General features: G+C 53.8%; 21 protein-coding genes and 1 pseudogene. 13 read left to right on the plus strand and 9 right to left on the minus strand.

The window, feature by feature from the left end; translation table 11 throughout:
- A pseudogene (locus APR53_03180) lies at window positions 1–471 on the plus strand.
- Between the two features lie 51 nt (window positions 472–522).
- On the opposite strand, the gene APR53_03185 reads toward APR53_03180, so the two are convergent.
- Window positions 523–2,319, minus strand: a complete 1,797-nt coding sequence (locus APR53_03185) for a chloride channel protein (GenBank protein ID KQC04364.1) — start codon at window positions 2,317–2,319, stop codon at window positions 523–525.
- A gap of 388 nt (window positions 2,320–2,707) precedes the next feature.
- Between APR53_03185 and APR53_03190 the strand changes: the two genes are divergently transcribed.
- The gene (locus tag APR53_03190) at window positions 2,708–3,577 is read left to right on the plus strand and encodes a formate transporter (GenBank protein KQC04365.1); all 870 of its coding nucleotides are present in this window, start codon (window positions 2,708–2,710) and stop codon (window positions 3,575–3,577) included.
- A gap of 10 nt (window positions 3,578–3,587) precedes the next feature.
- Window positions 3,588–4,097 (plus strand): nucleotide-binding protein, encoded by a 510-nt coding sequence (locus tag APR53_03195; GenBank protein KQC04366.1) that lies wholly within the window; start codon window positions 3,588–3,590, stop codon window positions 4,095–4,097.
- Window positions 4,098–4,165: 68 nt separating this feature from the next.
- On the opposite strand, the gene APR53_03200 is transcribed toward APR53_03195, so the two are convergent.
- The 4 genes from APR53_03200 to APR53_03215 are packed head-to-tail and all read right to left on the minus strand — an operon-like array spanning window position 4,166 to window position 10,715.
- Window positions 4,166–5,773 carry a hypothetical protein gene (locus APR53_03200; GenBank protein KQC04367.1) on the minus strand — a complete coding sequence of 536 codons (1,608 nt, stop codon included), beginning with the start codon at window positions 5,771–5,773 and terminating at the stop codon, window positions 4,166–4,168.
- Window positions 5,751–6,779 (minus strand): hypothetical protein, encoded by a 1,029-nt coding sequence (locus tag APR53_03205; protein KQC04368.1) that lies wholly within the window; start codon window positions 6,777–6,779, stop codon window positions 5,751–5,753. Before APR53_03205 ends, APR53_03200 begins: the two co-directional genes overlap by 23 nt.
- 2 nt (window positions 6,780–6,781) lie before the next feature.
- Window positions 6,782–9,580 (minus strand): hypothetical protein, encoded by a 2,799-nt coding sequence (locus APR53_03210; GenBank protein KQC04369.1) that lies wholly within the window; start codon window positions 9,578–9,580, stop codon window positions 6,782–6,784.
- Entirely contained in the window at window positions 9,567–10,715 is a 1,149-nt protein-coding gene (locus tag APR53_03215; protein ID KQC04370.1) for a metallophosphoesterase, read from the minus strand. Before APR53_03215 ends, APR53_03210 begins: the two co-directional genes overlap by 14 nt.
- Window positions 10,716–10,843: 128 nt before the next feature.
- Here APR53_03215 and APR53_03220 point away from each other — a divergent pair, with 128 nt between their 5' ends.
- Window positions 10,844–11,026, plus strand: coding sequence for a hypothetical protein (locus tag APR53_03220; GenBank protein KQC04419.1), 183 nt, complete (start codon window positions 10,844–10,846; stop codon window positions 11,024–11,026).
- Entirely contained in the window at window positions 11,023–12,201 is a 1,179-nt protein-coding gene (locus tag APR53_03225; protein ID KQC04371.1) for an O-phospho-L-seryl-tRNA:Cys-tRNA synthase, read from the plus strand. Before APR53_03220 ends, APR53_03225 begins: the two co-directional genes overlap by 4 nt.
- Here the strand turns inward: APR53_03225 and APR53_03230 are convergent.
- Window positions 12,161–13,378, minus strand: coding sequence for a hypothetical protein (locus APR53_03230; protein KQC04372.1), 1,218 nt, complete (start codon window positions 13,376–13,378; stop codon window positions 12,161–12,163). The genes APR53_03225 and APR53_03230 overlap by 41 nt on opposite strands.
- Window positions 13,375–14,139, minus strand: coding sequence for a hypothetical protein (locus APR53_03235; protein ID KQC04373.1), 765 nt, complete (start codon window positions 14,137–14,139; stop codon window positions 13,375–13,377). Before APR53_03235 ends, APR53_03230 begins: the two co-directional genes overlap by 4 nt.
- Window positions 14,140–14,300: 161 nt before the next feature.
- Here APR53_03235 and APR53_03240 point away from each other — a divergent pair, with 161 nt between their 5' ends.
- Together APR53_03240 and APR53_03245 are read left to right on the plus strand one after the other, a co-directional pair.
- Window positions 14,301–14,930: a hypothetical protein gene (locus APR53_03240; GenBank protein ID KQC04420.1), complete on the plus strand. Its 630-nt coding sequence runs from the start codon at window positions 14,301–14,303 to the stop codon at window positions 14,928–14,930.
- A complete protein-coding gene (locus APR53_03245; GenBank protein KQC04374.1) occupies window positions 14,927–15,379 on the plus strand; it encodes an RNA helicase in 453 nt (150 codons plus the stop codon). The genes APR53_03240 and APR53_03245 overlap by 4 nt, the downstream gene beginning before the upstream one ends.
- Before the next feature lie 9 nt (window positions 15,380–15,388).
- On the opposite strand, the gene APR53_03250 is transcribed toward APR53_03245, so the two are convergent.
- A complete protein-coding gene (locus tag APR53_03250; GenBank protein ID KQC04375.1) occupies window positions 15,389–16,060 on the minus strand; it encodes a hypothetical protein in 672 nt (223 codons plus the stop codon).
- 45 nt (window positions 16,061–16,105) lie between these two features.
- Complete coding sequence (locus APR53_03255) at window positions 16,106–17,572, minus strand: hypothetical protein (protein KQC04376.1); 1,467 nt, start codon at window positions 17,570–17,572, stop codon at window positions 16,106–16,108.
- Window positions 17,573–17,958: 386 nt separating this feature from the next.
- On the opposite strand from APR53_03255, the gene APR53_03260 reads away from it, so the two are divergent.
- From APR53_03260 to APR53_03285, 6 genes are read left to right on the plus strand one after another with little or no spacing between them, the layout of a single operon-like run.
- Window positions 17,959–19,143 (plus strand): hypothetical protein, encoded by a 1,185-nt coding sequence (locus APR53_03260; protein KQC04377.1) that lies wholly within the window; start codon window positions 17,959–17,961, stop codon window positions 19,141–19,143.
- A 4-nt stretch (window positions 19,144–19,147) separates the two neighbouring features.
- Window positions 19,148–20,314: a hypothetical protein gene (locus tag APR53_03265; protein KQC04378.1), complete on the plus strand. Its 1,167-nt coding sequence runs from the start codon at window positions 19,148–19,150 to the stop codon at window positions 20,312–20,314.
- A complete protein-coding gene (locus APR53_03270; GenBank protein KQC04379.1) occupies window positions 20,307–21,014 on the plus strand; it encodes a hypothetical protein in 708 nt (235 codons plus the stop codon). The genes APR53_03265 and APR53_03270 overlap by 8 nt, the downstream gene beginning before the upstream one ends.
- Window positions 21,015–21,025: 11 nt before the next feature.
- Window positions 21,026–22,057: a CMP-N-acetylneuraminic acid synthetase gene (locus tag APR53_03275; protein KQC04380.1), complete on the plus strand. Its 1,032-nt coding sequence runs from the start codon at window positions 21,026–21,028 to the stop codon at window positions 22,055–22,057.
- Window positions 22,051–23,214, plus strand: a complete 1,164-nt coding sequence (locus APR53_03280; GenBank protein KQC04381.1) for a UDP-N-acetyl-D-glucosamine 2-epimerase, UDP-hydrolysing — start codon at window positions 22,051–22,053, stop codon at window positions 23,212–23,214. Before APR53_03275 ends, APR53_03280 begins: the two co-directional genes overlap by 7 nt.
- Before the next feature lie 34 nt (window positions 23,215–23,248).
- Window positions 23,249–23,572, plus strand: a complete 324-nt coding sequence (locus APR53_03285) for a hypothetical protein (protein ID KQC04382.1) — start codon at window positions 23,249–23,251, stop codon at window positions 23,570–23,572.
- Window positions 23,573–23,582 lie beyond the last annotated feature (10 nt).

Below are 23,582 nucleotides of genomic sequence, written 5' to 3' on the forward strand. Positions count from 1 at the left end.
AAGGTCGAGGGCGCCATGCTCAAGCTCGGCGACAAGTGGCGGGCAAAGGACTTTGCATCACTGGGTGAGGGCACCGACCGCCTCAAGACGATTATGGAGGCAACCTCCGCCTGCATCAAGTGCTACCAGTGCATTGAGAACTGTCCGATCTGCTACTGCGTGGAATGCAGCACGAAGAAGCCCTATCTCGTGGAGCCCGGCCGGGTACCCCCGCCATTCATGTTCCACCTGATCAGATTCTCGCATATCTCCGACTCCTGCATCAACTGCGGGCAGTGCCAGGAACTCTGTGCCATGGACATCCCCAATGCCCTGTTCATGCACGCGCTTCAGGTGGAGCTTGAGAAGATGTTCGGGTTCACACCCGGTGTAAACATGGATCTGCCGCTGCTCGCGCTTGTCGAAGAACCGACCGAAAGGAAGCGTCTTGCCGACACGGGAAGCGACCAGATCTTCGACATCTTTAAATAATCTTTTTTTTTGCCTTACGGAACGTCCGGAGTGAAAAACGGAAGAGCCCCATCAGTAAGAGCGTGCCTTCCCGGCGACATGCCGTGTATATGCACGGAGAATGTCAGTTGATGTGAGAAACCCGACCAGGGTATCGGATTTTTGCGGATGAACCACGGGCAGGTGATGGATCTCATGGTTCATCATCAGGATGAGCGCCGCCTCAAGCGTGGCGTCGGGAGGAATTGTCACGATATCGTGTGCCATGACAGTACGCACCCGTTCTGGCGGGGTACCCGGTGCCGTGCCGTTCCGCACATCGCCGATCGTGATGATTCCGACCAACAGTTTGTCGTCGAGGACGGGAAATCCCGTGTGCCATGTCTCGTTGATAAGCGAGAGGACGTGTGCACAGGAGTCGTCGGGCGTAAGAGTGATGACGCGTTCGGCAGGCACCATGACATCCCCCGTCCGGATCTCCTCAAGGACTTCAACCCGGTATTCGCCGCGATGTGCCCCCGACTGCGCTTTGGTCCGCACCTGCTCATGAAAGATAGTCTCTTCCCCGGTCAGAATGTACGCAATCGCAACGGCACCCATCGCAGGGATGAGCAGGGAAAAATCTGCCGTCATCTCCACAACCATAATGAGCACGGAAATCGGTGCGTTTGCGATCCCCCCGAACAGTGCAATCATCCCGACGATGACGAATACAGGAACCGTGGCGAGAGGGACGAGCCCGGGCAGGAGCTGATGCAATACGAGTCCCACCGCCCCCCCTGTCGAACCGCCGATGGCGAGGCCGGGTGCAAAAACCCCTCCGCTCCCTCCCGATCCGATAGTGAGTGACGTCGTAAGAATTTTAGCAAAGGGAAGGAGCAGAAGGACGAGAAGCGGGACCATATTATACATCGCAAGCTGCAGGAATCCGTACCCCGTCCCGATGCTGCCGAGCCCGATCATCATGCCCTCGGGGGAGATGTGAGCCAGAAGAATCACGCCGACGCCTATGAGAAAAGCACCGCAGAGCGGTTTGATATGGGGCGGCAGTCCGAACCGGGAAAAGACCGACGTGAATGCCGCCCGGGTTTTGTAGAATGTGCGGATATACAGGATGCCCATCGCGGCGCAAACGGCGCCGAGGAAAAGGAATAACGGAAGCTGCGATACGGTCCAGACACCACCGGCAGAACCGAAGATTGGAGAAAATCCTTCATATGATGAAAAGATGGCATAACCAATGATAGACGACAGAAAAGACGGGACAATCGCCTCAGATTCAAAGTCACGGATATAGAGGATCTCGGCGCCGAGGATTGCACCACCAAGCGGCGCCTTAAAGATAGTGCCGATACCGGCCCCGATGCCGGCTGCAAGAGCAATTCTTCGCTCTCTCGCAGACAGGCCGAGTATGTCGGCGGCAATTGATCCAAAGCCCGCCGAAATCTGGGCGGTCGGCCCCTCGCGCCCGGCACTTCCTCCCGTCGTGATCGTCAGTATGGCCGAAACAGCTTTGACTAGCGGAATCCGCCAGCGGACGCGCCCCTCCCCGTGGAAAGCCCGAATGGCCGCATCAGTCCCGTGTCCTTCTGCCTCCGGAGCAAATGTTGCAACAAGCAGGCCGGATACAAGTGCACCGAAACAGATGAGCGGCAGGAGAAGCCAGATACTGTCAGGAGGCACCCATGAGGCGATTGCCGTGATGCTCTGTCCTTCGTCAGGAAAGCGGTACCCGAGGATGCCGCCCATGAAAAACCGTGTTCCCAGTTTCAGCCCTTCGTAAAAAATGAGGGCACCGATGCCGGATATTACGCCGATAACAACAGCAATGCTCAGAGTGCGTCTCAATGTAGTGTCGGGCCCGACCATGAAATCTACAACAGATTTTCCTGTGCAGATAGATTAGAGTAGTGTTTTTCCGTTCACTCAGGAGTGCGGCAATCGCCTCGAAATCGATCTCCATCATGCCGCAAGGCATCGGCGCGCCCTACGTGCCGGTTTGATAAATCCTCCCGCGACAGGATATCCTGTCATGTAAAGAGAGAAGGTCTTTATAAGCGATTTGGTCGTGCATGTTTTTTTGTACTACGATTTCCCTTCAAATGCGTACACAAAGAAGGAAATACATCCAAAAATGTCCCAATTAGGGTAACTAATTAGAAACCTTTTAATATCATTCAAAAATATGATTAAATTGACCTATACAAGTTTAATACGTTGTTGGTATAGGTAGGACTTTAGAGAGGTGTATTAACATATGGTGTTCCATCCTCCAGTAGCGATTGTCGCTAAAGCCGGGGATGCCGGCAAGTACAAAGTCGGCCTCAGCCCGGTAAACATGCTTATCCGTGGATTCATGGCAGGAGCATATATCGCAATCGGTGGCGCCCTTGCAACAACCTGTTTCACCGGTGTGGCAGCCACACTCGGTGCAGGTATGGCAAAACTGATTCTCGGTGCCGTGTTCCCTGTTGGGCTTATTATCATCATCCTTACCGGTGCAGAACTCTTTACCGGTGACGCAATGATCGCCCCCATGGCAGCATTTATCCACAAGGTAAGCTGGGCACAAGTTCTGAATCTGTGGGTGTGGGTATATATCGGAAACCTCATCGGTTCCATCGTATACGCCTACATCATGGCATACGGGCCCTTCACCGGCTGGGACGCAGCAGGTGTGGCAACCGTCAATGCATTCGGCATCAGTGCGGTCAACATTGCAATTGGAAAGGTCGGTTATGTCGGCGGTGCCGCAACCTGGTCCTGTTTCCTCAAAGCAATTGGTTGTAACTGGCTCGTCAACCTCGCCGTCCTGCTCGGTATTTGCGCAGACGACCTGATTGGTAAGTTCTTCGGCATCTGGTTCCCGATCATGGCCTTCGTTTCCTCCGGTTTCGAGCACTGTGTCGCGAACATGTACTTCATCCCCGCCGGGCTCTTCTGTTCAGGGTTCCTCAATCCGGAACAGGTGGCTGCTGCCGGACCCAAGCTTGCCAACCTGAGCTGGGTTACTATGTGGACCAACAACCTCATCGTGGTTACCATCGGTAACATCGTTGGCGGTCTCTTCTTCGTAGGTGTCATCTACTGGGTGACCTTCCGCAAGGAAATCGAAGCACTGAAGTAAGAGCGACCCGATGAAAATTGGAAATGTCAACGTGAGGATTTCGGCCGTCAATATGGCGGTTTTCGGAATCTTCACCCTTATTTTACTCTCCTACGTTATTCTCACCAACGACTGGAGAATGCTGACGTGGGGAGTTCCGACCCTCCTTCTGCTGCTCATCATACCCGGGGCACTGAACTACATGAGCCAGGATCAGTATGCTCATCTCGTGCCCGTATACGAGGCGGAGGCGAAGAAGGTCAGTATCAAGGCGGTTAATGCCAGTATGCTCGGGCAGCCGGTCCGGTTTGAAGGAGTCGTCGAAGAGACGCACTTCAAATATCTGAACCGACCCCAGTTCCGTGTTGCAGACAGGAGCGGGGAAATCTCGGTCAAGATGTTTACACCCCCCAAAGAAGATATCAATAAAGGGGATGTCGTAGAGGTGCTCGGACAGGTGATGAGGCGGTATTTTGTCACAGGGGATCCGGTTATCAACTGTGTAAACATCCGTAAAATCAACAAACCCGCGAAATCCTGATTTCCTCGATTCGGGGCTGTAAAACTTCCCCCACACGTACGTACGAATTTCCGGGAATCCGCCTGATGTCAGAACCGACTGGGCAGGCCATCCCGGATATTCGTCCCTGTGTCCCGGTTGAGAACGGAAAGGTACTCTTCAAAGAGATGGATTCGGGTGCTGACCGGAAAGGGAATTCCGAGTGTGCTGATGATTGCATCCCCCTGCTCAAGCGTCTGAATTTCGGTATCCATGCCTGATAAATCCTGCTTGGCACTGCCCGCTATCATGGCGCGATCGGAACGGTCTCCAAGCCCCATCACAACAAACGTATTGAGCTGGGCGAGAACGCGTGCGTCGATATTCTTCGGCTGCTGGGTCACGACACAGAGACCGACACCGAATTTCCTGCCTTCCATGGCAATCTCCCGGAAGACCTGCGCCCCCCGCCCCCCGGAACCAAGCACACGCTGTGCCTCCTCGATGGTAATGAGGACCTGCCTGTTCTCCTCCGCGTTCCCCGTGCCCCAGCCTCCCGTTTTCTCCTTATGGTCTTTCAGGATCATCCGCGTGATGATGGACAGAACGAACAACTCGCTCCGCTCACCCATTCCCGGGATGTCGACAAGCACCACACGATTTTCGTGCAGTGCGCGCATAATATCGGGTACGGACGAGCCGCGTGCCCGGAAAAACCGATTGTTGCGCGTGAGTATGTCGATACGCCGTTTTATCACCTTCAATGTACCCGGGTGATAGTCAGCTATTACCCGCGCTATGTGAGGATACGGGCCCCGGTACATCTCCGGCGTGAAATTATCGAAATCGGTTCCTGAAAAGAATGCAATCACTTCGGATCCCCTCATATCCTCAAGACTTTCGACGACTTCCGCCTGGGGGGCCGAGTGCTCGAAGAGGAGGAAGAGGTCCGATGCCTGAAAATCATCGTATTCGAGCCACAGGCTGTTTAAGCTGTAGGTGCGCCGCTCCGCTTCGCGCCGTGTGGAAAAGACCGACATCCCCTTCGCCTTTCCCGTGGTATAGTGAAGGAGACCTTTTGTAGGGTCACCGGTTGATGACGTGCCTCCCCGGACATACTCGCCGTGGGGATCGACCATCAGGAGACCGAACTGACGCGCCTTCATACACGAGGCACAGAATACCTTCATGAAATTACTCTTGCCCATCCCTGTCGTGGCAAAGACGCCCATGTGCTGGGGAAGCACGCGTGCATGAAGACTTACGTGGACGCCCCCGAGGATATCCTGGCCGGATTTCATGACGCCGACTTCAATGTCGCCCATCACCTGCTGCAGGAATCCAAAGTCCTCCGCATCGGGGTACTCGATGCGTGAAAATTTTGAGGGAAGGGTCCTCGGTTTCCGGAATACCCCGCGGGAATCGATATAACCAAGCGGGACGGCTTCGACACGGAGATAGACGTCTTCGCCAAGGCCGTAAAACTGCTCCGTCCGCGGGCGCGTGTCCCATTTTGTATCGGAAAAATTGCTGTCATGGATCAGGTCGGTCACTTTGGCAAAGAATGTCATTTTCTTTGCAGTATCCATTATTTTGAGGATGTCGCCGACAAATATCTCCCTGTCGTGGGGGACTGCAAACCGGTACGAGAGCACACTTGTGCCGATAAGCCTGAATTTCGAGGGATCCGTGGTATCAATATCGTTCAAATTCATCATGGTAATCGCCAAACCATTGCCGGTAGTCTTCGAAGGAGAGGCCTGCGCCGTTCATCCCCCGCAGCACATCCTGCCGTACCTGTTCGATCACATCACGGCCGATCGCGACAGTCCGGTGTGCATCCAGAAGAGGGTAGGGATAGCCGGGTATCCGTCCGTCATCCGCATAAGCGGCACAGGCGGAGAACACGCCGGAAACTGCCGACGCATCCATGCCGTGCGGAATCTCGACCTTGAACGCCGAATATGCCCGTTCGTGGAATTTTGCCACAAATATGTCTCCATGCCGCCACTCGTCGAAACGGCGCTGATCGGGAAAATCGTCGCGGATGCGCAGGTACCAGGGGGGGACAAGCCTGTGGTGTCGTGCGAGCATCTCCACCGTCCAGACAAGGGGGTACCCGCCTCCCCACGTCAGTGCAGAGCGTTTTGCGATCGCGCCGAGTCCGACACCGCGTGATGCAGATTCGCGGATAATCCCGGTGAGCAGCGGATTGTGGCTTGCATGGCTGACGCGAAGCGCACCGTCCAGAAGGAGACAGTCGCCCCTTCGAAGACACTCCAGCGCCCGTATGGCGACCCAGTATTCAACGGTGTCACGCAGGATGGATGCGGCCATGGAGAGATCGTCGATCGCAAGCGGTTTTCCGGGGACAGTGTTGTAGCATTCGGCATAAAGGTCATGAAAACCGGAATCCGTCATCCCGGGCCCGATACGGATAACACGGAGCGGCGAGATGCGATGCCGCTCTCGCCGCCCGCACGAGAACACACTTTCTGCGGCACGCACCGCAATGAAGGAGAGACTGCCCGATTCGAGCACCATCGCGTTGCTGCCGTCAATCGCGGCTACATTCCCGCCGAATTGTGACGGACAGGAGATGAAATCGTCCTTTTCCATGCCGCTTTCGCGGATGAACCGGCCGACCTGATCCACGGGTGACCGGTCGGTGATATACCGCACGATACCGTCGATGTCGTCTGCATATGGCGTGTCGCGGTGCATCGTCAGGATACCTCCTGCACCCGGCTGGTGTCGTCGGGACCCATCTCAACCTGGAGCGTGTTCGAAAATTCGCCCTGAATGTCACTGATATGCGATATCAGAAATATCTGCTGGAACCGCGATTCCTGCGAGCGGAGTGCCTGGAGGAGATGGTTGCGTCGTTCCTCGTCCTGGCTCCCGAAAATTTCGTCGAATATGAGGAAAGAGCTGTCATGCACATTGTTCATCTCCGCAAGGTAATGGGAGAGGGCGATACGAAGTGCGATGGCGATGTCGTCCTGTTCACCACCTGAAAACCGGTCGGACGGAAACTGATCGCCCATATCATGGACGAGCACGTTGAAGGTATCGTCAATCAGCACGTTTTCGTACCGGCCGTCGGTGATCTCCCCGAGCACACGGCCCGCTTCTCCCTCTATCCGGTCACGAACGACGTGAAGGAGGTAGACAATATACTCGCCGAGTTTCTGCCGTGTCTTTTTCAGGAGGACGATTTCATTTTCAAGCCGGGCACATTCGACGATATACCCCGCCCGCCGTGCCTCCTCCTCAGCAAGCCTGACCAGATCCCGTTCGAGTGCCTCAATTTTTGCGCTGTTTTGCGCCATCGACACATGGAGCCGGTCATATCTTCCGGAGAGCACGGCACTCTGCTCCGTGAGAGCAGCGAGTGATGCATCGGAGAATGAAAGGCGTGCCATTTCCGACTCGATACGGGATAATTCCCGGCGATTCTCCTCTGCCATCGCCTTTTTTTCCTCGATTTCCCGGGCAAGACGCGGCAGTGCATCCACCTTCTCCCGGAGTGCAATGAACGTTTTGTACGTTTCATCGGCGCGGTTATAGGCCTCCAGCGCCTCCTGATAGGCCGCTCTGTTAAACCCGGTATCCACACGTTGCTTCCGGACCTCGGCACGCCGCAGGCAGATCTCCTCCAACCGTCTGCGGATGGATTCTGCGGTTTCGAGAAGATCCGTCTTTCGTGAAAGCCGTTCGGTGAGGGCAAGGTGGCGGCGCCAGACCGTTTCATATGCGGCAAGATCCTCTTCACAGGCACGTCTCCGGTCGGGATCGTAGTCCAGAAGCAGCATCTTCTCATCAAGGCCGGCCAGGCGTTCGAGATACGTTTCCGCATCCCTGAAGAGTGTCTGCCAGGAAGCCTGCAGCTGTCGGAGACGATCGGCCTCCTCCTGTGCATGCCGTAATACCTGCCGCTCCCGTGCGATCCGTCCCTCGTATTCCTCATTCGCCGCCTCGCCCGCCGCTATGGCCTCGGTGAGGTGTTTTCTCCGGGCTTCGCACTCCGCGGACTGGTGCGACAGGTCGGCAAGCACGGCGGCATAGTCGTCACCGAGAGGACGGTGGCAGGTGGGGCATACGCCACCTCTCCCGGCAGCCCGGATATCCTCCTGCTGGCGGGACAGCCGGGCATATTCGCGATCGGTTCCCCGCACCTGTTCACGGGCTGCACTCACCCTGTCCCGGAGCTCGTCCCGCTCCGACAGGAGAAGAGCGACAGCCTCCTCACGGAGAGCAGGATCTCCCAGACTGGCGACCGTTCGTTCCAGAACCCCGATAGAATTCCGAATTTCCCGTACCTGATCCTGTATTTCGCCGAGCTTTGCGCGGAATGCATTCCGTTCATCACGAAGCTGCAGATAGTGCGGTTCTTTCCGCTTCATCTCTTCAAGATCAGAGAGAACTGATTCACGGAGTGCCACATCCCGTGCAAGCCCGGCACATGCGGCTTCATCCTCCTCCATTCGAACAAGTTCGGAATCTTTCCGGGCCAGCTCTGCCCGGAGATGCTCAATCTGATCGGAAAGCCGGTCATCTTCCGAACTGAGGCGATCATGATTCTCCTTGGAGGTGGCGAGTGTTTCGAGGTGTTCCCTCCGGGCAGCATATGCCTCTTCCGTACCGGTGAGCGTCCTGAATGTGTCCGCATCCTTCACAAGCACGTCGTAGTGGCCGGTGAGCCGCTCCCGATCACGTTCAAGCACCGAAAGCGTTGACTTTTTTGCATCCGCCTGCTCACTGAAACGGATAAACTGTTCTTTCCGGCGCAGTCCTTCCTGCACCGCCTCTTCCGCCTGCTTCCGTTCGGTGTCAAGGGATCGGATCTCGCGCTCCTGTGATGCGAGCAGCCCGCGGCATTCCTCCAGCTCTCCGGCGGTACACTCCCGCTCCCGGGTAAGGGCGGCGGAATCGCACTCATCGAGCCGCATCCGGTAGACGCTAAAATTTCGTTCCTTCTCCTGGATCTGCGCCTTCAGGAAGGCATCGCTCTCCTCTTTGATGAAATCGATCCCAAGCACCCGCATGAACCATTTCCGTCGATCGCCCGGATTTTTCTCGAGCAGAGAGTGGAGATCGCGCTGCCCGGCATATATCGTATGACGGAAATCGTCAGCTCCCATTCCGACAATACGGCTGAGTTCGCGGGACACCTCCGATATTCCGGTGGAGAGGAGCTTGTCGCCAAGGAAGAGGTGCGCCGTGTGCCGGGTTGTCGAGGGGGTTTTCGAAAACGACCTGACAACAGCATAATCAGTGCCATTAACGGCGAAATCAAGCCTGACTTCGCATTTACCCTTCGGGCCAGCAAGGGTGCGGACAATGAACTCGCCGCTTCCCGTTCCAAGCCCCTGCACACCGTAGAGAGCAAAAAGGATTGCTTCGACGATCGTGCTCTTTCCGGATCCATTATTTCCGATAATTCCCGTGATACCATCGCGAAACCGGATCATCTCGTTTTGGTATCGCTTGAAATTGACCATCTGCAGGCTATGGAGCAGCATCCCGATCCTCCGTGTGGCGGGCTGTCGCCGTGCGCAGTGCCTGCTGCCCCGTAGTCAGGATGAAGTCGAATTCCTTTGGGGCAGGAGGGTTTTTCTTCAGGAATACTTCGAACTCCCCGACATAATCCACCGCGTGAAGATCGTGATTCCTGACAGGCACGGGTGAATCCCCGGAGATGAGCCGGAACCGCAGATCCAGCACCCGCCTCTTCGCATCGGCGAGATCCTTCCGGCCGAGAGCCCTCAGGGTTTCGCGCGTAATGCCATCAAGCGTGATCTGGCACATCGGGTACCGCATATCGTCCGGTACCTGCCGGACCGCATGAACAATAGCGGCTGCAAGCTCTTCGGGGGATTCGTCCGGACAGGAGATACGGCCGAGGTCCATCATGGGAGTGTGCGGCAGGGGAAGGCGGGACACGGAATGCGAACCGGTATCCACGCAAAGACCCCCTTTCGTATCATGTATCTCTCCATATGTCAGGTATTCGAGCGAGCCGGAGTACCAGGCGTTATCGGCAACCTGCCGCTGATCGTGAAAATGCCCGAGTGCGATGTAATCGAATTCCACAGAAAGAACGGTGGAATCAAGTTCATGCTCGGCAACCGTCCTCAGGCACCGATCCGTGAGGAGGGTGGCAAGGCCGTGCGTCACAAGCACATTGGCATGATCCGACGACCAGTGTATTTCGTCAAACGCATCACGATAATCAGCCGGGTTGAGCATATTCGGGATGAGATGAAATATCGTATCCCCGACCTCCACGTATTCATACCGGTACCGGTAGGCCGCATGAACTGCGGCCGTATGGTAGGCGAGTACTTCAAAGGGGGAGGTAGTGTAGCGGGTTTTGGGCATACTGTGATTGCCTGAAACGACCAGAAGGGGAATATCCGCCTCTTTCAGACGGTCAAGAGCCTGAAGCACCGTTGTGTAGGCGCGTGTCTTGGGACGGACACGGTCGAAGAGATCACCGGCATGGATGAGAGCGTCGGGTTTCTGCCGGATTACCGCCTCGATGGCCGCGAGAAAATTTTCATAGATCAGACGTTCCCGAAGATTCATCCCGTCTTCGTCAACCCGTGAAAATGCCGCGTGGCCTAAGTGAGTGTCTGCAATATGGACAAAGTGCATGCCGGATATTCCTTTGAATTACTCTTTTTTAATTTTAATAGTCGTATGTCGTGCGGTGTGAATCTGAACACTCCCATGAAAACGCCATCTATCTATATACCGGCACCGATATTAGTATGGTGATTTTTGTGTCCCGAAGGGCGGTCGATGCATTATTTCAGTCCCTGTATCTCCTCACGGATATACGGGCTATCCTCAGGGAGACAGCACCCACGCATGAGCTGGATGCCATCAGGAAGGAGCGTGCGGGAACCCTTGTTGCACAGCTGAAAAAGCAGGTGCATATTCTTGAGGAGGAGCTGGTCCTGTGAAGTGTGCGGGTGATATCGATACGCGCGATGTCGAGGAGCTGTTCATCAACATTGATCCAATTCAGGCAGGCGGGCGGCTGACGGCAGAGGCGATGAAGGCGGTTATCTCCTATGGCGACGGATATTCGGTGTGCGACAACTGCAGGAAGCCATTCAGGCTTGATTATATAAAAAAACCGCCTATTGCCGAATTTCATGAAGACCTTGCAGAATGGCTCTCCATGGATACCGCACGGGTGGTGCCGGGTGCCCGGCGGGCATTTCAGGCAGTTGCCGGCACATTCGTCGAAAAGGGGGATCCCGTTATCCTTACCGCGCTTTCGCACTATACCGAATTTGTCGCGATTGAGCAGGCAGGCGGCGTTGTCCGCGAGATTCCGAAGGATCCGGCAAACCATATCACCGCAGAAAACGCAGCCGAAAAGATCGAGGAAGTCTGCCGGGAATTCGGCAGACCTCCATCCCTGCTGTTCGTCGAACATGTTGATTACCAGTACGGAAATATTCACGACATCAGAGGTATTGCCCGGGTTGCCCGGCAGTATGACGTACCCATACTGCTCAATGGTGCGTACTCCGTCGGTATCATGGACGTGAACGGCAGGGACATCGGTGTCGACTTCGTTGTGGGATCGGGCCATAAAAGCATGGCGGCCCCTGCACCGTCGGGCGTCCTTGCAACCACGGAGGAATATGCCGGCAGGGTATTTCGCACAACCCGGTCACAGGGCGACGTGACCGGACGTACGTTCGGGATAAAAGAAGTGGAGATGATGGGCTGCACGCTCATGGGTGTCACGCTGATGGGAATGATCGCATCATTTCCCGCCGTGAAGGAACGTGTGCTTCACTGGGATGACGAGGTCAAACGGAGCAGGATGGTGACCGAAGCGCTCGGAACCATCGAAGGCACGGCAATCGTCAGCGACACTCCCCGCGATCATACACTGACCCGCGTAAATACAATCAATTCGTTCGACATAATCGCGCAGCGACATAAAAAACGCGGCTTCTTCCTCTCCAGCGAACTGAAAAAACGCGGAGTCACCGGAGTGATCCCCGGATCGACACGAGTCTGGAAATACAACACATACGGACTGACCGAAACGCAGGCACGGCATGTCGCAGCGTCATTTACCGGGATTGCTGAAGAAAACGGAATTTCTGTGAATTAATCTCCTCGATTGCGCCATCCCGAGCCCTGAAACAACGAAGTGCTCCAATCACGGCACATTCAATCCCGTCGCAATCCATTTTTTCCTCATCAGCTTCTATTGCCGCCGTGTCTGCGGCGATTGACGGGTGTCTGGGAACCGCGAGACAGCCGAGATCGCCTGCATCGTCCCGGAATGTCCCGATTGTCCGGGCCACAGCAATCGTCTCTTCCTTGTCGTTCGTAATCAGGGGACGGAGAAGAGGGAGATCACACGGAACCACCATGCCGGTTACCGCCATATTGGCGAGCGTCTGTGAAGCGACCTGTCCGAGGTTGTCACCCGTTACGAGTGCCTTCGCACCGCGCATCCGGGCAATCCGGGAGGCAATGCGGAGCATGAACCGTTTGCATATCACGCAGCGGTTCTTGACGGCTGCACGGGTTGAGAGTGCACGAAAAAAAGGTTCGAGATCTGCAACAATCAGGAACAGCGGCGTGCCCGGACTCCAGGTCGACAGAACGCGGTGATGGGCCATCGCAGTTTCGAAGACATCACGCCCGGCCCACTTTCCCCCGTCGCAATGAAGGTGGACGACGCGGGAACCCCGCCGCATCATCAGCCATGACGCCACCGGAGAATCGATCCCTGCTGAAAGGAGAGAGAGCACTTCTCCCTGCGTCCCGAGGGGGACTCCCCCGGGGCCCGGCAGTATATGATCATAGAGCAGGCCTCCGAAATCACGCGCTTCGACAAAAAGTTCGTAATCCGGAGAGGTGAGATCGACGTGAATCCCCTGTATGTCCCTGATAACCGCGGCACCAATCGACGCCGCAAGCTCCTGGCTCGTAAATCCGGATACTCCGGAACGGCGTGCCCGGACTGCAAAAGACATTCCCGGTTTGAGGTTTTTCATTGCCATGAGAACGGCGGCAGCCTCGATTTCCGCGCGGTCGGAGCGGGTCCGCGTGCAGACGGCTACCCCGACGATGCCGAAAATACGCCGGGCGGCACCGGCAAGCGCCGCGGGATCGGGACCTTCGATGAGAATACGGCCCCTATGGACTTCAAAACTGAATTCAAGCCCCAGAGAATCAAATGCATGCCGCAGGTTATCCAGAAGCAGTGTTATATACCACCGTTTCACCGACTCGCTCTTGAGGAAAAGTTCACCGTATTTTATTAAAACAGCCTTCATTCACGCTCCTCCCGGGAGACAGGACGTACACGCACCGGTGAGAAACCAAGCCGCGTGAGATCCTCTGTCATCGCCATGGCATCCGGGCACTCGGCAGGATCGCACTCCACGATGGCACCGGTACCATCGACCCGTACGCGGAGGTAGCCCTTCACCCTCGTTCTTACCACCGCTTCGGCTTCCCGAACCCGGTCAATCTCGCCCGGCGACAGAACCGCGCCGCCGGGAAACCGCGTTGCGAGGCAGGAGGAGGAAGGCAGGACAGGAACGTCCAGCGTTGCGGCAAATTCTGCGATTTCTGCCTTTTTTATTCCGCATTCGGCAAACGGACTGATAATTCCCAGTTCGCCAAGAGCCTTCATACCGGGACGGGTATCGGCACGATCGTCGGCATGTGTGCCGTCAGCCACCGATCGATATCCGTTATCACGTGCCCATGCGGTGATCTCCTCCATCATCCGGCGTTTGCAGGCATAACACCGGTCGGGAGCATTGGCAGCGACAGATGGCAATGCAAGCATATTCACCGGGATTATCACCGATGGTACCCCAAGACGGCGTGCAATCTGCTCCGCACGCTCCCGTTCCCCTGCCGGATTCATCCCGGTATCCACGGTCACTCCCGCCGCGTGAATCCTGCCCGCAGCCGCGATGGCAAGGAGCACAAGGCTGTCGGTGCCTCCCGAGAGCGCTATTGCAACCGGAGCGCTGTCACGGAGCCGGCGTGCCACGCATTCAATGCCTTCCATTGTATCACACATGAGCCGGGGGGAGGGAAATGAATATCGGAAGTCCCGGTATTTCTACGAAGGAGACGCCGGCCCGGACTGTCCGAAACCCTTCCTACCTGATATCCGGGGATTTCCGGTTTTCGGACACGATAGAAAATTCTTTAAAACGGGCTGACCGATGTGATATTGCAATGGCCCGGAGTAAAAAAAACAAGGAGAAAGAGCACCAAAAGCTGTTCTATCTGTTCTATACACAGGAACGATGGAATAACTGGATACAGGCGCTCTCAGAATCCAGTTTCGATGAAATGCCTGATTCTGAGGAGATGCCTGCAGGACTCCGACAGCTTCAGAATTTTACTGATGACATCAATTCCGCGGTCCTGAAAATACCTAAACTGAAAGATAACGGTGTCTTCACAGCCGAAGAAGCGCTTGAACGCCTCAATGAGGTCGAAGAGATCATCATGGGCCCCGCGCCGGAGGGGGATATCAGTGAAATTATCGAGGGGATTCAGCTAAGATTCCTTGCTTTGTTTCTTTCCATCAAGAAATACCTGAAGGGAGAGTATAGCGGGGATATCAAGACGCTTATCGCCGAAGGCAGAAAGAGTGCGGATTCCGATGTGGAACGTGCCCTTGATATCGCCGGCACGATCGGGGCTCTCGTGCTTGACGGCGGATCATGCTGCGGCAAGTATCTTCGTGGCGATCTCGAGGAACCGGGAATATTTGACGACTGGCTCATCGAGATTGATGATATGGCAACAGTTTTAAAAACACTGAAGAAGTTTGACGAGGAACCCGGGGAAACAAATTGATCGCTGGCCGGGCACGGTTCCATTCAGCAAAAAAAATCCAGAATATCGTCGGTTATAGAATACCCGACCTGGTTTTTACGGGATCGTTTCTCGAAGCAGTCCTCTCTGCAGCCGATTATAACCGGATGGACAGGACTCTCAAGGAGCAGATGCTTAATATTATCCATGACTTTCTCGACTGCAGGTGCCGGCATGCCCCCCTGTGCGGCTGCCCTGAGCGCAAATTCACGAAAATGATTCTTGAGATGCGTGAAACGGGACTGGATCACCGCCAGATCAGCTCCTACCTGCTGGAAGAATACGGTATCAATCTCTATCCTGCGGACATTCTCAGTTTTCTGGAGGATTCCGTCCACGAGCTTGAAGCAATCCGGGATGTTGCCGGGCTCGAGGGGAAGGCGGACCTCAGGCAAAAGGCCGAACGACATATTGAACTCATTGAGCGGTGAAATAAGCGATCAGGCTATCATTTCGGCACATGCGAAAACCGGCACGCCGTCAAGCGGTTCATACAGGAAGGGGTAGAGATGTATTCTCCATACTCCCGAGAGGAGACGATCATCCCCGAGATTAACATCTTCCAGCAGAAGAACAGGCGATCGTTCACAGAGAAACGCCCGGTGGCAGGCCCGTCCTTCTTCCCGGTGGAGCGGCGTTGCCACGGATATGGTATCAATACCGAACAACCGGAGGTGAGGGCACAGACTCCTGAGTGCATCGGGGACACCGGGATGAACCCAGGGATGCTCGCGCCGGTATCGTTCGGGACTGGCTTCCCGGTCACGATACGCACCGGTCCGCACAAGGAGAGCCGCGGCGTCATTGCATCCCTCTGCAACACGACAGATATCACGGGGTAAGAGACATGCATCCCCCGTGAGAGGGACCGACAGGCAGTACGCGGGCCCGATAATCTCCCCGTACGCGATCATGCAGGTAAGGGAAGCCCCGTCCCGGTAAAAGTGGCGGGGGGCGTCGATATGGGTTCCTGAATGGCTATGGACCGTAAAAGTGCTTGTAGTTGCAGTATCCCCCCGCGCGATATCTTTTTCGGAGAAAATCACCGGTTCGGGCGTTCCCGGATAGAGGGGAGATTCGGAGGTCAGGGGATATGAGAGCGGGATTATCATGGCACATCGTCATTGCAGGGGGGCATACGTCACCGGAATACTGCTTCATGAAACGGGAAGCCTGAACACTTTTTCATAAAATTCCTTCTTTAATTCCTCAAACATCGTATTACCCGTATCATCAAACCGTTCGGCCGTACGGATCCGATCGAACTCCGATTCCGGAAATGTTGCATAGAGAGGGAATGTTCTCTGCAGACCTTTCAGTTCGGAGTGGGAAAGCGGCTGCCCTTTCAGTTCGGTGCTGTCCAGCAGCTGGTGTACCTGTGCATCGGCATCAAGATAGCCGTGATCGACACAATACTGGTATAATCGGGTTCCTTTGTAGGGAGTGAACAGGTAGACGTTCATGGTTCCCGGAGAGATCTGCCGGTTGATAGAGATGGTCTCACATATCAGTTCACGTGTTTCCCCCGGAAATCCAATGATATTATTGACCGTATAATCGATACCGTACTTTTCGAGAAGTCCTGCAGCAGTAAGAATGTGTTCATTCGTATAATTTCGCTGGAGAACATGTTTGCGAAACTCTTCATTGCCGCATTCGATGCCGAACTGGGCATTCCTGCACCCCATCTCTTTTAAAAGCCTGATTTTCTCTTCATTCACCGTTTCAGGCCGGGTCTGACACCAAAACGGAAGCCCAATCTCTTTCCGGTACAACTCACTGAATTCTCTGAGATCCTCAATGGGCCGGGCGAGAAACGTTTCCGAATTGAAATTGATATATTTTGCATCATACCTGTCCTTCAGAAATTTCATCTCGTTAATAATCCGCCGGATGCTTTTCTGGCGGTAATACGCGGCACCCGCATACTCGCGATAGATGCGTTTCAGTTCGGGTGCACAGCAGTACGTACATTGGTAGGGACAACCGCGATCAAGTTCGATGTGGATCATTGCATAGATGTTTCCCTGCATGGGTCGGAAAATCCGTTCTTTTTCAAAGATATCATAATCTATGAAGGGGAGAACGTCAAGGTTTACCGGTTTTCGAAGAGGATTTTTGATGATGCCCTGCGGCGCCTTAATCCAGAGGTTCCGAATGGTGTCAACCGGTTCTCCCGCCTCGAGTCCGCGGCAGAGTTCGACGATGGCTTCCTCTCCCTCACCGATGCACACGTAATCGATGCCGTCGACTGCTATCACGTCCTCGGGGCTGAATGTCACGAAGACTCCGCCGGCGACCGTGGGTATGTTACGGTTCCTTATGCGGGTGATCATCTGCACGGCGAGATCGAAAGTATCCTGAACAATGGTTATTGCGATGAGATCCGGCTTATAACTGTCAATAACCTCCTCCAGATCATCAAAAAGGTCTGTCTCTTTAAAACGCACACCGGTTTCTGCGTAATCAAACCGTTTGATCTGGAGGAGTTCCACCTTCTTCATCTCGAAGTTTATTTCTTCAGTCCTGTAAAACGTCGTGTCAAACAACCGGGTATCATAGCCTGCATCCCGGACACATGCATGAAGCAGTGAGATATTGATAGGAAGAAGCGTGGCCATCATAGTGTTGGGATAGAGAAAAAGGACCCTGAAATTATGCTTTTGTGTACTCATAAGATCACCGTTCGCAAAGTAATTCCGCCACTTTTCCGAGAGAATCCTCCACCTTCGTGTATTCCCTTCGGGTCTGAGGGGAATCTGCTGTCTCCGGAACAGATGGGAAAGCCCTATTCTTCAGCTCCGGGGTCGGATCCGGTGTATACGCATTTCCCGCCATGACATTAATAAAGTTTGTAAAGCCGGATACAGCCCGGACTCCCCGCCCGCGTATCACCCGTAAAACGCATTCACGGCATCCTTCCGAATACCACGCGGTGATACTGCCTACAAGTTTAAATAGCCCGAATCATAAAAAATACCATATATCGGGGTTATTGAAAGGAGTTGTCATGAAAGAGTTCAGGATTGATTTCAGCGGGAAATCCACACAATATACCGAAGAAGAAATTAATAGCGCCGTCCATGCCATGCGTTTCGCCGATCCCCTTACGCAGGGTAAGTACCAGGCGGAATTCGAAGATGCATTTTCACGATATAATGGAAGTAAAAACTGTTTTGCCGTATCAAACGGAACCGCGGCTTTGGAACTGGCTGCAATATTGTGTCGGCTGGCTCCCGGAGATGAAGTCATTATTCCGGCACACACATTTTGCGCCACCGCTATCCCGTTTGCCCGCACCGGCGCAAAAATAGTATGGGCAGATATCGATCCCGGCACGTTAGTCGTCAGTGCCGCCACGATAGCGTCGCGAATCACTGATAAAACAAAGGTGATCGTGGTTGTCCACCTGTACGGTTTAATGGCACCGATGGATGAGATCATGGCCCTCGCACGGCACAAAAATCTTCTTGTCGTGGAGGATTGTGCACAGTCGATTGGTGCCTCCCTTCATGGGATAAAGGCTGGTAATTACGGGGATTTTGCCTGTTTCAGCTTTCACACCCATAAAAATATGACGACTCTCGGTGAAGGCGGTATGCTGGTGGTGAGGGACGATGAATGCGCAAAGCTCGTGCCCGGTCTCAGGCATAACGGTCTTCGCGGATTCGATCCCGACAGGGAACACTACTGGATTCCGGCAATGAGCAACGTGGATTTTGACATCGACACCTTCTGGCCGTATAATTTCTGCATGGGCGAGGTGCAGTGTGCGGTCGGCATAAAACTTCTGGAACGGATTGATTCGTTGAACCGTGACAGAAATGAACGTGCGGCACGATTTATCGATGCCCTTTCCGATTTTCCCGAACTTACTTTTCAAAAAGTACCTGAAGGCCATTTCAGTAGTTATCATCTTCTGCCGGCGTCCTACAACAGCGGAAATTCGGCCACGCGTGACGACTTTATCGGGATGATGGCCTTTACCTGCGGAATCAAGCTTGTTGTTCAGTACTGCCCGCTGTACCGCTATCCGATGTTTAAAAAAGCAGGGTTCGGGGACGCCGAATGTCCCGTTTCGGATCGGTTCTTTGATACCATGGTTTCGTTCCCGTTCCATCACTGGCTGCCGGAAGAAGATTTTGAATACATGATACAATCGACCATCCATACGCTTGACTGGCTCAGGAAGTGATGGCATGGCGCAGTTCTCAGTAAAAACACGGGTTTTTTTTGGAAAGACGGGCTCGAAAGAGGCGGTGGACGTACTCCTTAAAGAAGGGATGCATAATATCGTGTGCTTTGTCGACAGCCATCTCAACGAGACCGCTCCTTTTCGTGATCTCATCGCGCTGTACAGGGAATCAGGGCTTCGGATCCGGGACGTAAAACAACTTTCCATAACTGCCGAACCGACCTATGCCCTTGTCGATGACGTTGCGGAGACAATGAGAGGAACCGATGCCGACGCCATTGTTGCCGTCGGTGGCGGCAGCCTGATGGATATTGCGAAAAGCGTCGCGATACTTCTTACGAACCCGGGTCAGGCACTGGATTATCGCGGCATGGACAGGGTGAAAAACCCGGGAGTACCCGTGATCTGTTACCCGACAACCGCGGGCACGGGCTCGGAAGTCACTCACACTGCCAGCCTGATCGATGCTGCCTCAAAGAAGAAACTGGGGATAAACGGAAAAAATGTAACGCCGTTTATGGCGGTTCTTATCCCTGAACTGACCTTTTCCTGTCCGCCGGGGGTCACCATCGCATCGGGTCTTGACGCCATGATTCATGCCATTGAAGCGGTGACTGCAAAAAACGCCAGTAAAATTACAAAAATGCTGGGGACGAGGGCGTTTGCACTTCTCTATGCCAATTTTCTGTCTGTGTTGTCGGAGCCTGATAATTATGAAGCACGGGAAAATATGCTCCTCGGCAGCTATTATGCGGGGATTGCCATGCTGAATGCGGGAGGTGGCCCTGCAAGCGGTATATCCTACCCCCTCGGGACCTACTTCGGGGTTCCTCACGGGATAGCCGGTGGTGTGTTCCTTCCGCACGTTGTCTGGTACAATGTGAAAAAAGGGTATCACGGATACCGGGATATCTATGACAGCCTTCCTGATGCGGATCTCTGGCTCGGAGAAGATGAAAAGTCACTGGATTTCGCAAAGAGGATTTCATCTTTTTGTGATTCAATCGGTGCACCGGCAAATCTCTCTCCGTTTAATGTTAAACCCGCGGATATTTCGTTTATTGCCGGACTGACTCTCGAACAGCGGATGGAGAACCTGAAATTAAATCCGGTGCCGATTGACGAGGACGGAGTTGTCGAGCTGCTCCGAAAAGTGATTTCCCATGGATAAGTGTCTCACGCTCATTCCTGCACGGGCAGGTTCAAAGGGGATTCCAAATAAGAATATGGCCCTGATAGGATCACGGCCTCTTCTCGAATTCACCGTCCGGGCTGCACTCGGTGCAGGGCTCCCGGGACGCATCTGCCTGAGCACCGACAGTCCGGAGATGCGTACATTCGGCCTTTCCTGCGGTATCGAAGCGCCTTTCTTTCGTCCTTCGGAGCTGGCACAGGACGGCACCGGCATGATCCCGGTCATCGAACACGCGCTGGCATGGTATGATGAGGCGGAAGGCTTTGTTCCGGAATATCTCGTGCTCCTCCAGCCCACCTGTCCCTTCCGCAGCCCCCGGGCGGTTCTGGGGGCATTCCGGCTCATCGAAAATGCCGGTTCGGACTGCCTGATCAGTGTCAATGCAGTCTCCACTCATCCCTGCGAATACATACGGGAGACGGAAGGTGGTTTTGCCTATGTAATGGAGCCTCCCGAAGCGCCGGGAAGACAGAACTTTCCTGAGGTATTTTTCATCAACGGTGCAATATATATATGCAGGACGGATTTCTTCAGAAAAACAGGCCGGCTCTTTGACACGCATGCACTGCTGTATAAAATGGATCCTCTGGAATCGCTTGATATCGACGAGTATCCCGATCTCATGTATGCCGGCTGGTTCTTTGAACACTCACAGGAACTGATATACTGGATGTAAAAAGGATAACAATGGCTGAATTTACACTATGCGGAAAAACTGTCGGAAATGGTCACCCCGTATACATCATCGCAGAGGCCTGCGACAACCATATGGGCAGTGTCGAAACGGCGAAGAAAATGATTGACGGTGCGAAGCGTGCAGGCGCTGACGGGATCAAATTCCAGCACCACCTCCCTGACGAAGAGATGCTGCCCGAGATCCCGATGTCGGACAATTTCGAGGAACCCCTGTACGAATTTCTTAAAAAATACGCACTCTCACTGGACGATCACATCGAACTCAGGGCATACTGCGCGGTGGCAGGAATTGACTATCTCTGCACACCGTTCAGTTACCGGGCAGCAGAAGAGCTGAAATCAATCGGCGTCGATTTTTTTAAGATCGGTTCCGGAGAGATGACGGATCTTGCATCCCTCGAACTCATTTCGGCGCTTGGCAATCCCATGCTCCTTTCAACTGGAATGTGCACGCTGGACGAGATTCGGGAGACGTATCATGCCCTGAAGGCGTGGGGCGCGGAATTCGCATTTCTCAACTGCGTATCGGAATATCCCCCGGAATATGGCGATATGAATCTCGGGGTAATCACCCTTCTGCAGAAAGAATTTCCCAATACAGTAATCGGTCACTCGGATCATACGCCCGATCTCTTCACCTCTTTTGCCGCAGTCGCACTTGGAGCGAAGATTATTGAAAAACATATCATCCTCGATAAAAAAACACCCGGCCCCGACCAGTCCGTTTCAATTGACATGTCAGATCTTGCCGAGCTTGTTGACGGCATTCGCAAAATTGAAGCTGCGCTGGGAAGCCGGAAAAGGGTCCAGGAACGGGAGAAGCAGATCCGCGAGTGGGCGTTTCGAAGTGTCGTCTCAACGCGCGACATTCCGGCTGGAACGGTGCTGTCGAGAGAGATGCTCTGCACGAAACGACCGGGCACCGGAATCCCGTCAAAGGATCTCCCCTCCCTTGTCGGTAAAAAAACAAGGAATTCAATTGGTAAAAATACGCTCGTAAAGAAAGAGGATATCATATGGTAAGAGCGCAAAAAAAACGGAGAATACTCGTAATAACCGGTTCGCGAGGAGAATATGGCTATATCAGGCCGGTACTGAAGCTCATTGAACATTCCGGGATTCTGGAGCCTGAAGTACTGGTCACGAATATGCACCTTATTCCGGAATTCGGAAATACTATAGCTGAATTTGAAAAAGACGGAATACCTGTTGATTACAGAATTTTCATGGCGCTTTCCGGATATACGAATGTTACGATGCTGAAGTCTCTGGGTGTATTTCTCCTGTCACTCGGCGATATCCTGGAGAACCGGCCTCCGGACATCATACTTCTGGCGGGAGACAGGGGGGAGCAGCTGATTGGGGCAATGGCGGGTGCGCATATGAACATTCCTGTCGCCCATATCCAGGCGGGAGAAGTCTCGGGAAATATTGACGGGCTTTCACGGCATGCCATCGCACGGTTTACCCATATTCATTTGGCTCCCAATGAAGATGCGGCACAACGCCTGATACGGTCGGGTGAGCAGGAATTCCGTGTCTTTAATGTGGGAGCACCACAGCTGGATGAGTTTCTCGCCGGACATATTGCAAAGCCGGAGGAAATCGCCGAAGCATTTTCCCTCGATCTCACCAAAGGGATAATTCTTGTCGTTCAGCACCCGGTAACCGAACAGGCGGATATGGCGGCGTTCCAGATGACAGAAACGATGATGGCGCTGGCCGCGTTTAATGACTACCAGATTGTCATAATTTACCCGAATAATGATGCGGGGAGCGTGGCCATCCAGAAATGCATCCAGAACAACAGACATATCAATATCCGGGTGGAGAGAAGTGTCTCGCGGGAAGTATACGGCGGACTCTTAAATGTCGCTTCAGTTCTTGTCGGGAACTCCTCAAGCGGAATTATTGAGGCTCCGTCCTTTAAACTGCCGGTTGTCAATATCGGGAGAAGGCAGGAAGGAAGATTCAGGGGAGATAACGTCATTGATGTCGAGCATCACGAGGCTGAGACAATCGAAAAAGCCATCAGGCATGCACTCTCACCGGATTTTGTGATGTCCCTTGAAAAATCGGAAAATCCGCATGGTGACGGCCATTCAAGCGAAAGAATTGTAAAAATCCTTGAAACAATTCCGATTGACGAAAAACTTCTATACAAAAAAATTACATTCTGAATGGGGGGTGAAGAACGTGGTGGATTCAGGTTTGTTGCAGTATCTTATTGAACCAGACAATACCATTGAAGAGGCCTGGGGAAAGATTGCTGTCAATCATAAGCGTACGTTAATTGTAATTCAGGAAGGAAAAGTGGTTGGTTCTCTGAGTGACGGCGATATGCGAAAGGCCATTCTTGCAAAAAGGCTTTTAAATACTCCGGTTCGGGAAGTCATGAATATCAATTTCGTCAGCCTGACGGAAGATGAGCGGGAAAAAGCAGAAAAATTATTCGTTACAAAGGATATTTTCCTTATTCCCGTTGTCGATGAGGGAATGAATCTGATCGACCTCATTATACGACATCCCCAGACATAGGCGGAGCAAG

Source organism: Methanoculleus sp. SDB, from assembly GCA_001412355.1.
Classification (GTDB): Archaea; Halobacteriota; Methanomicrobia; order Methanomicrobiales; family Methanomicrobiaceae; genus LKUD01.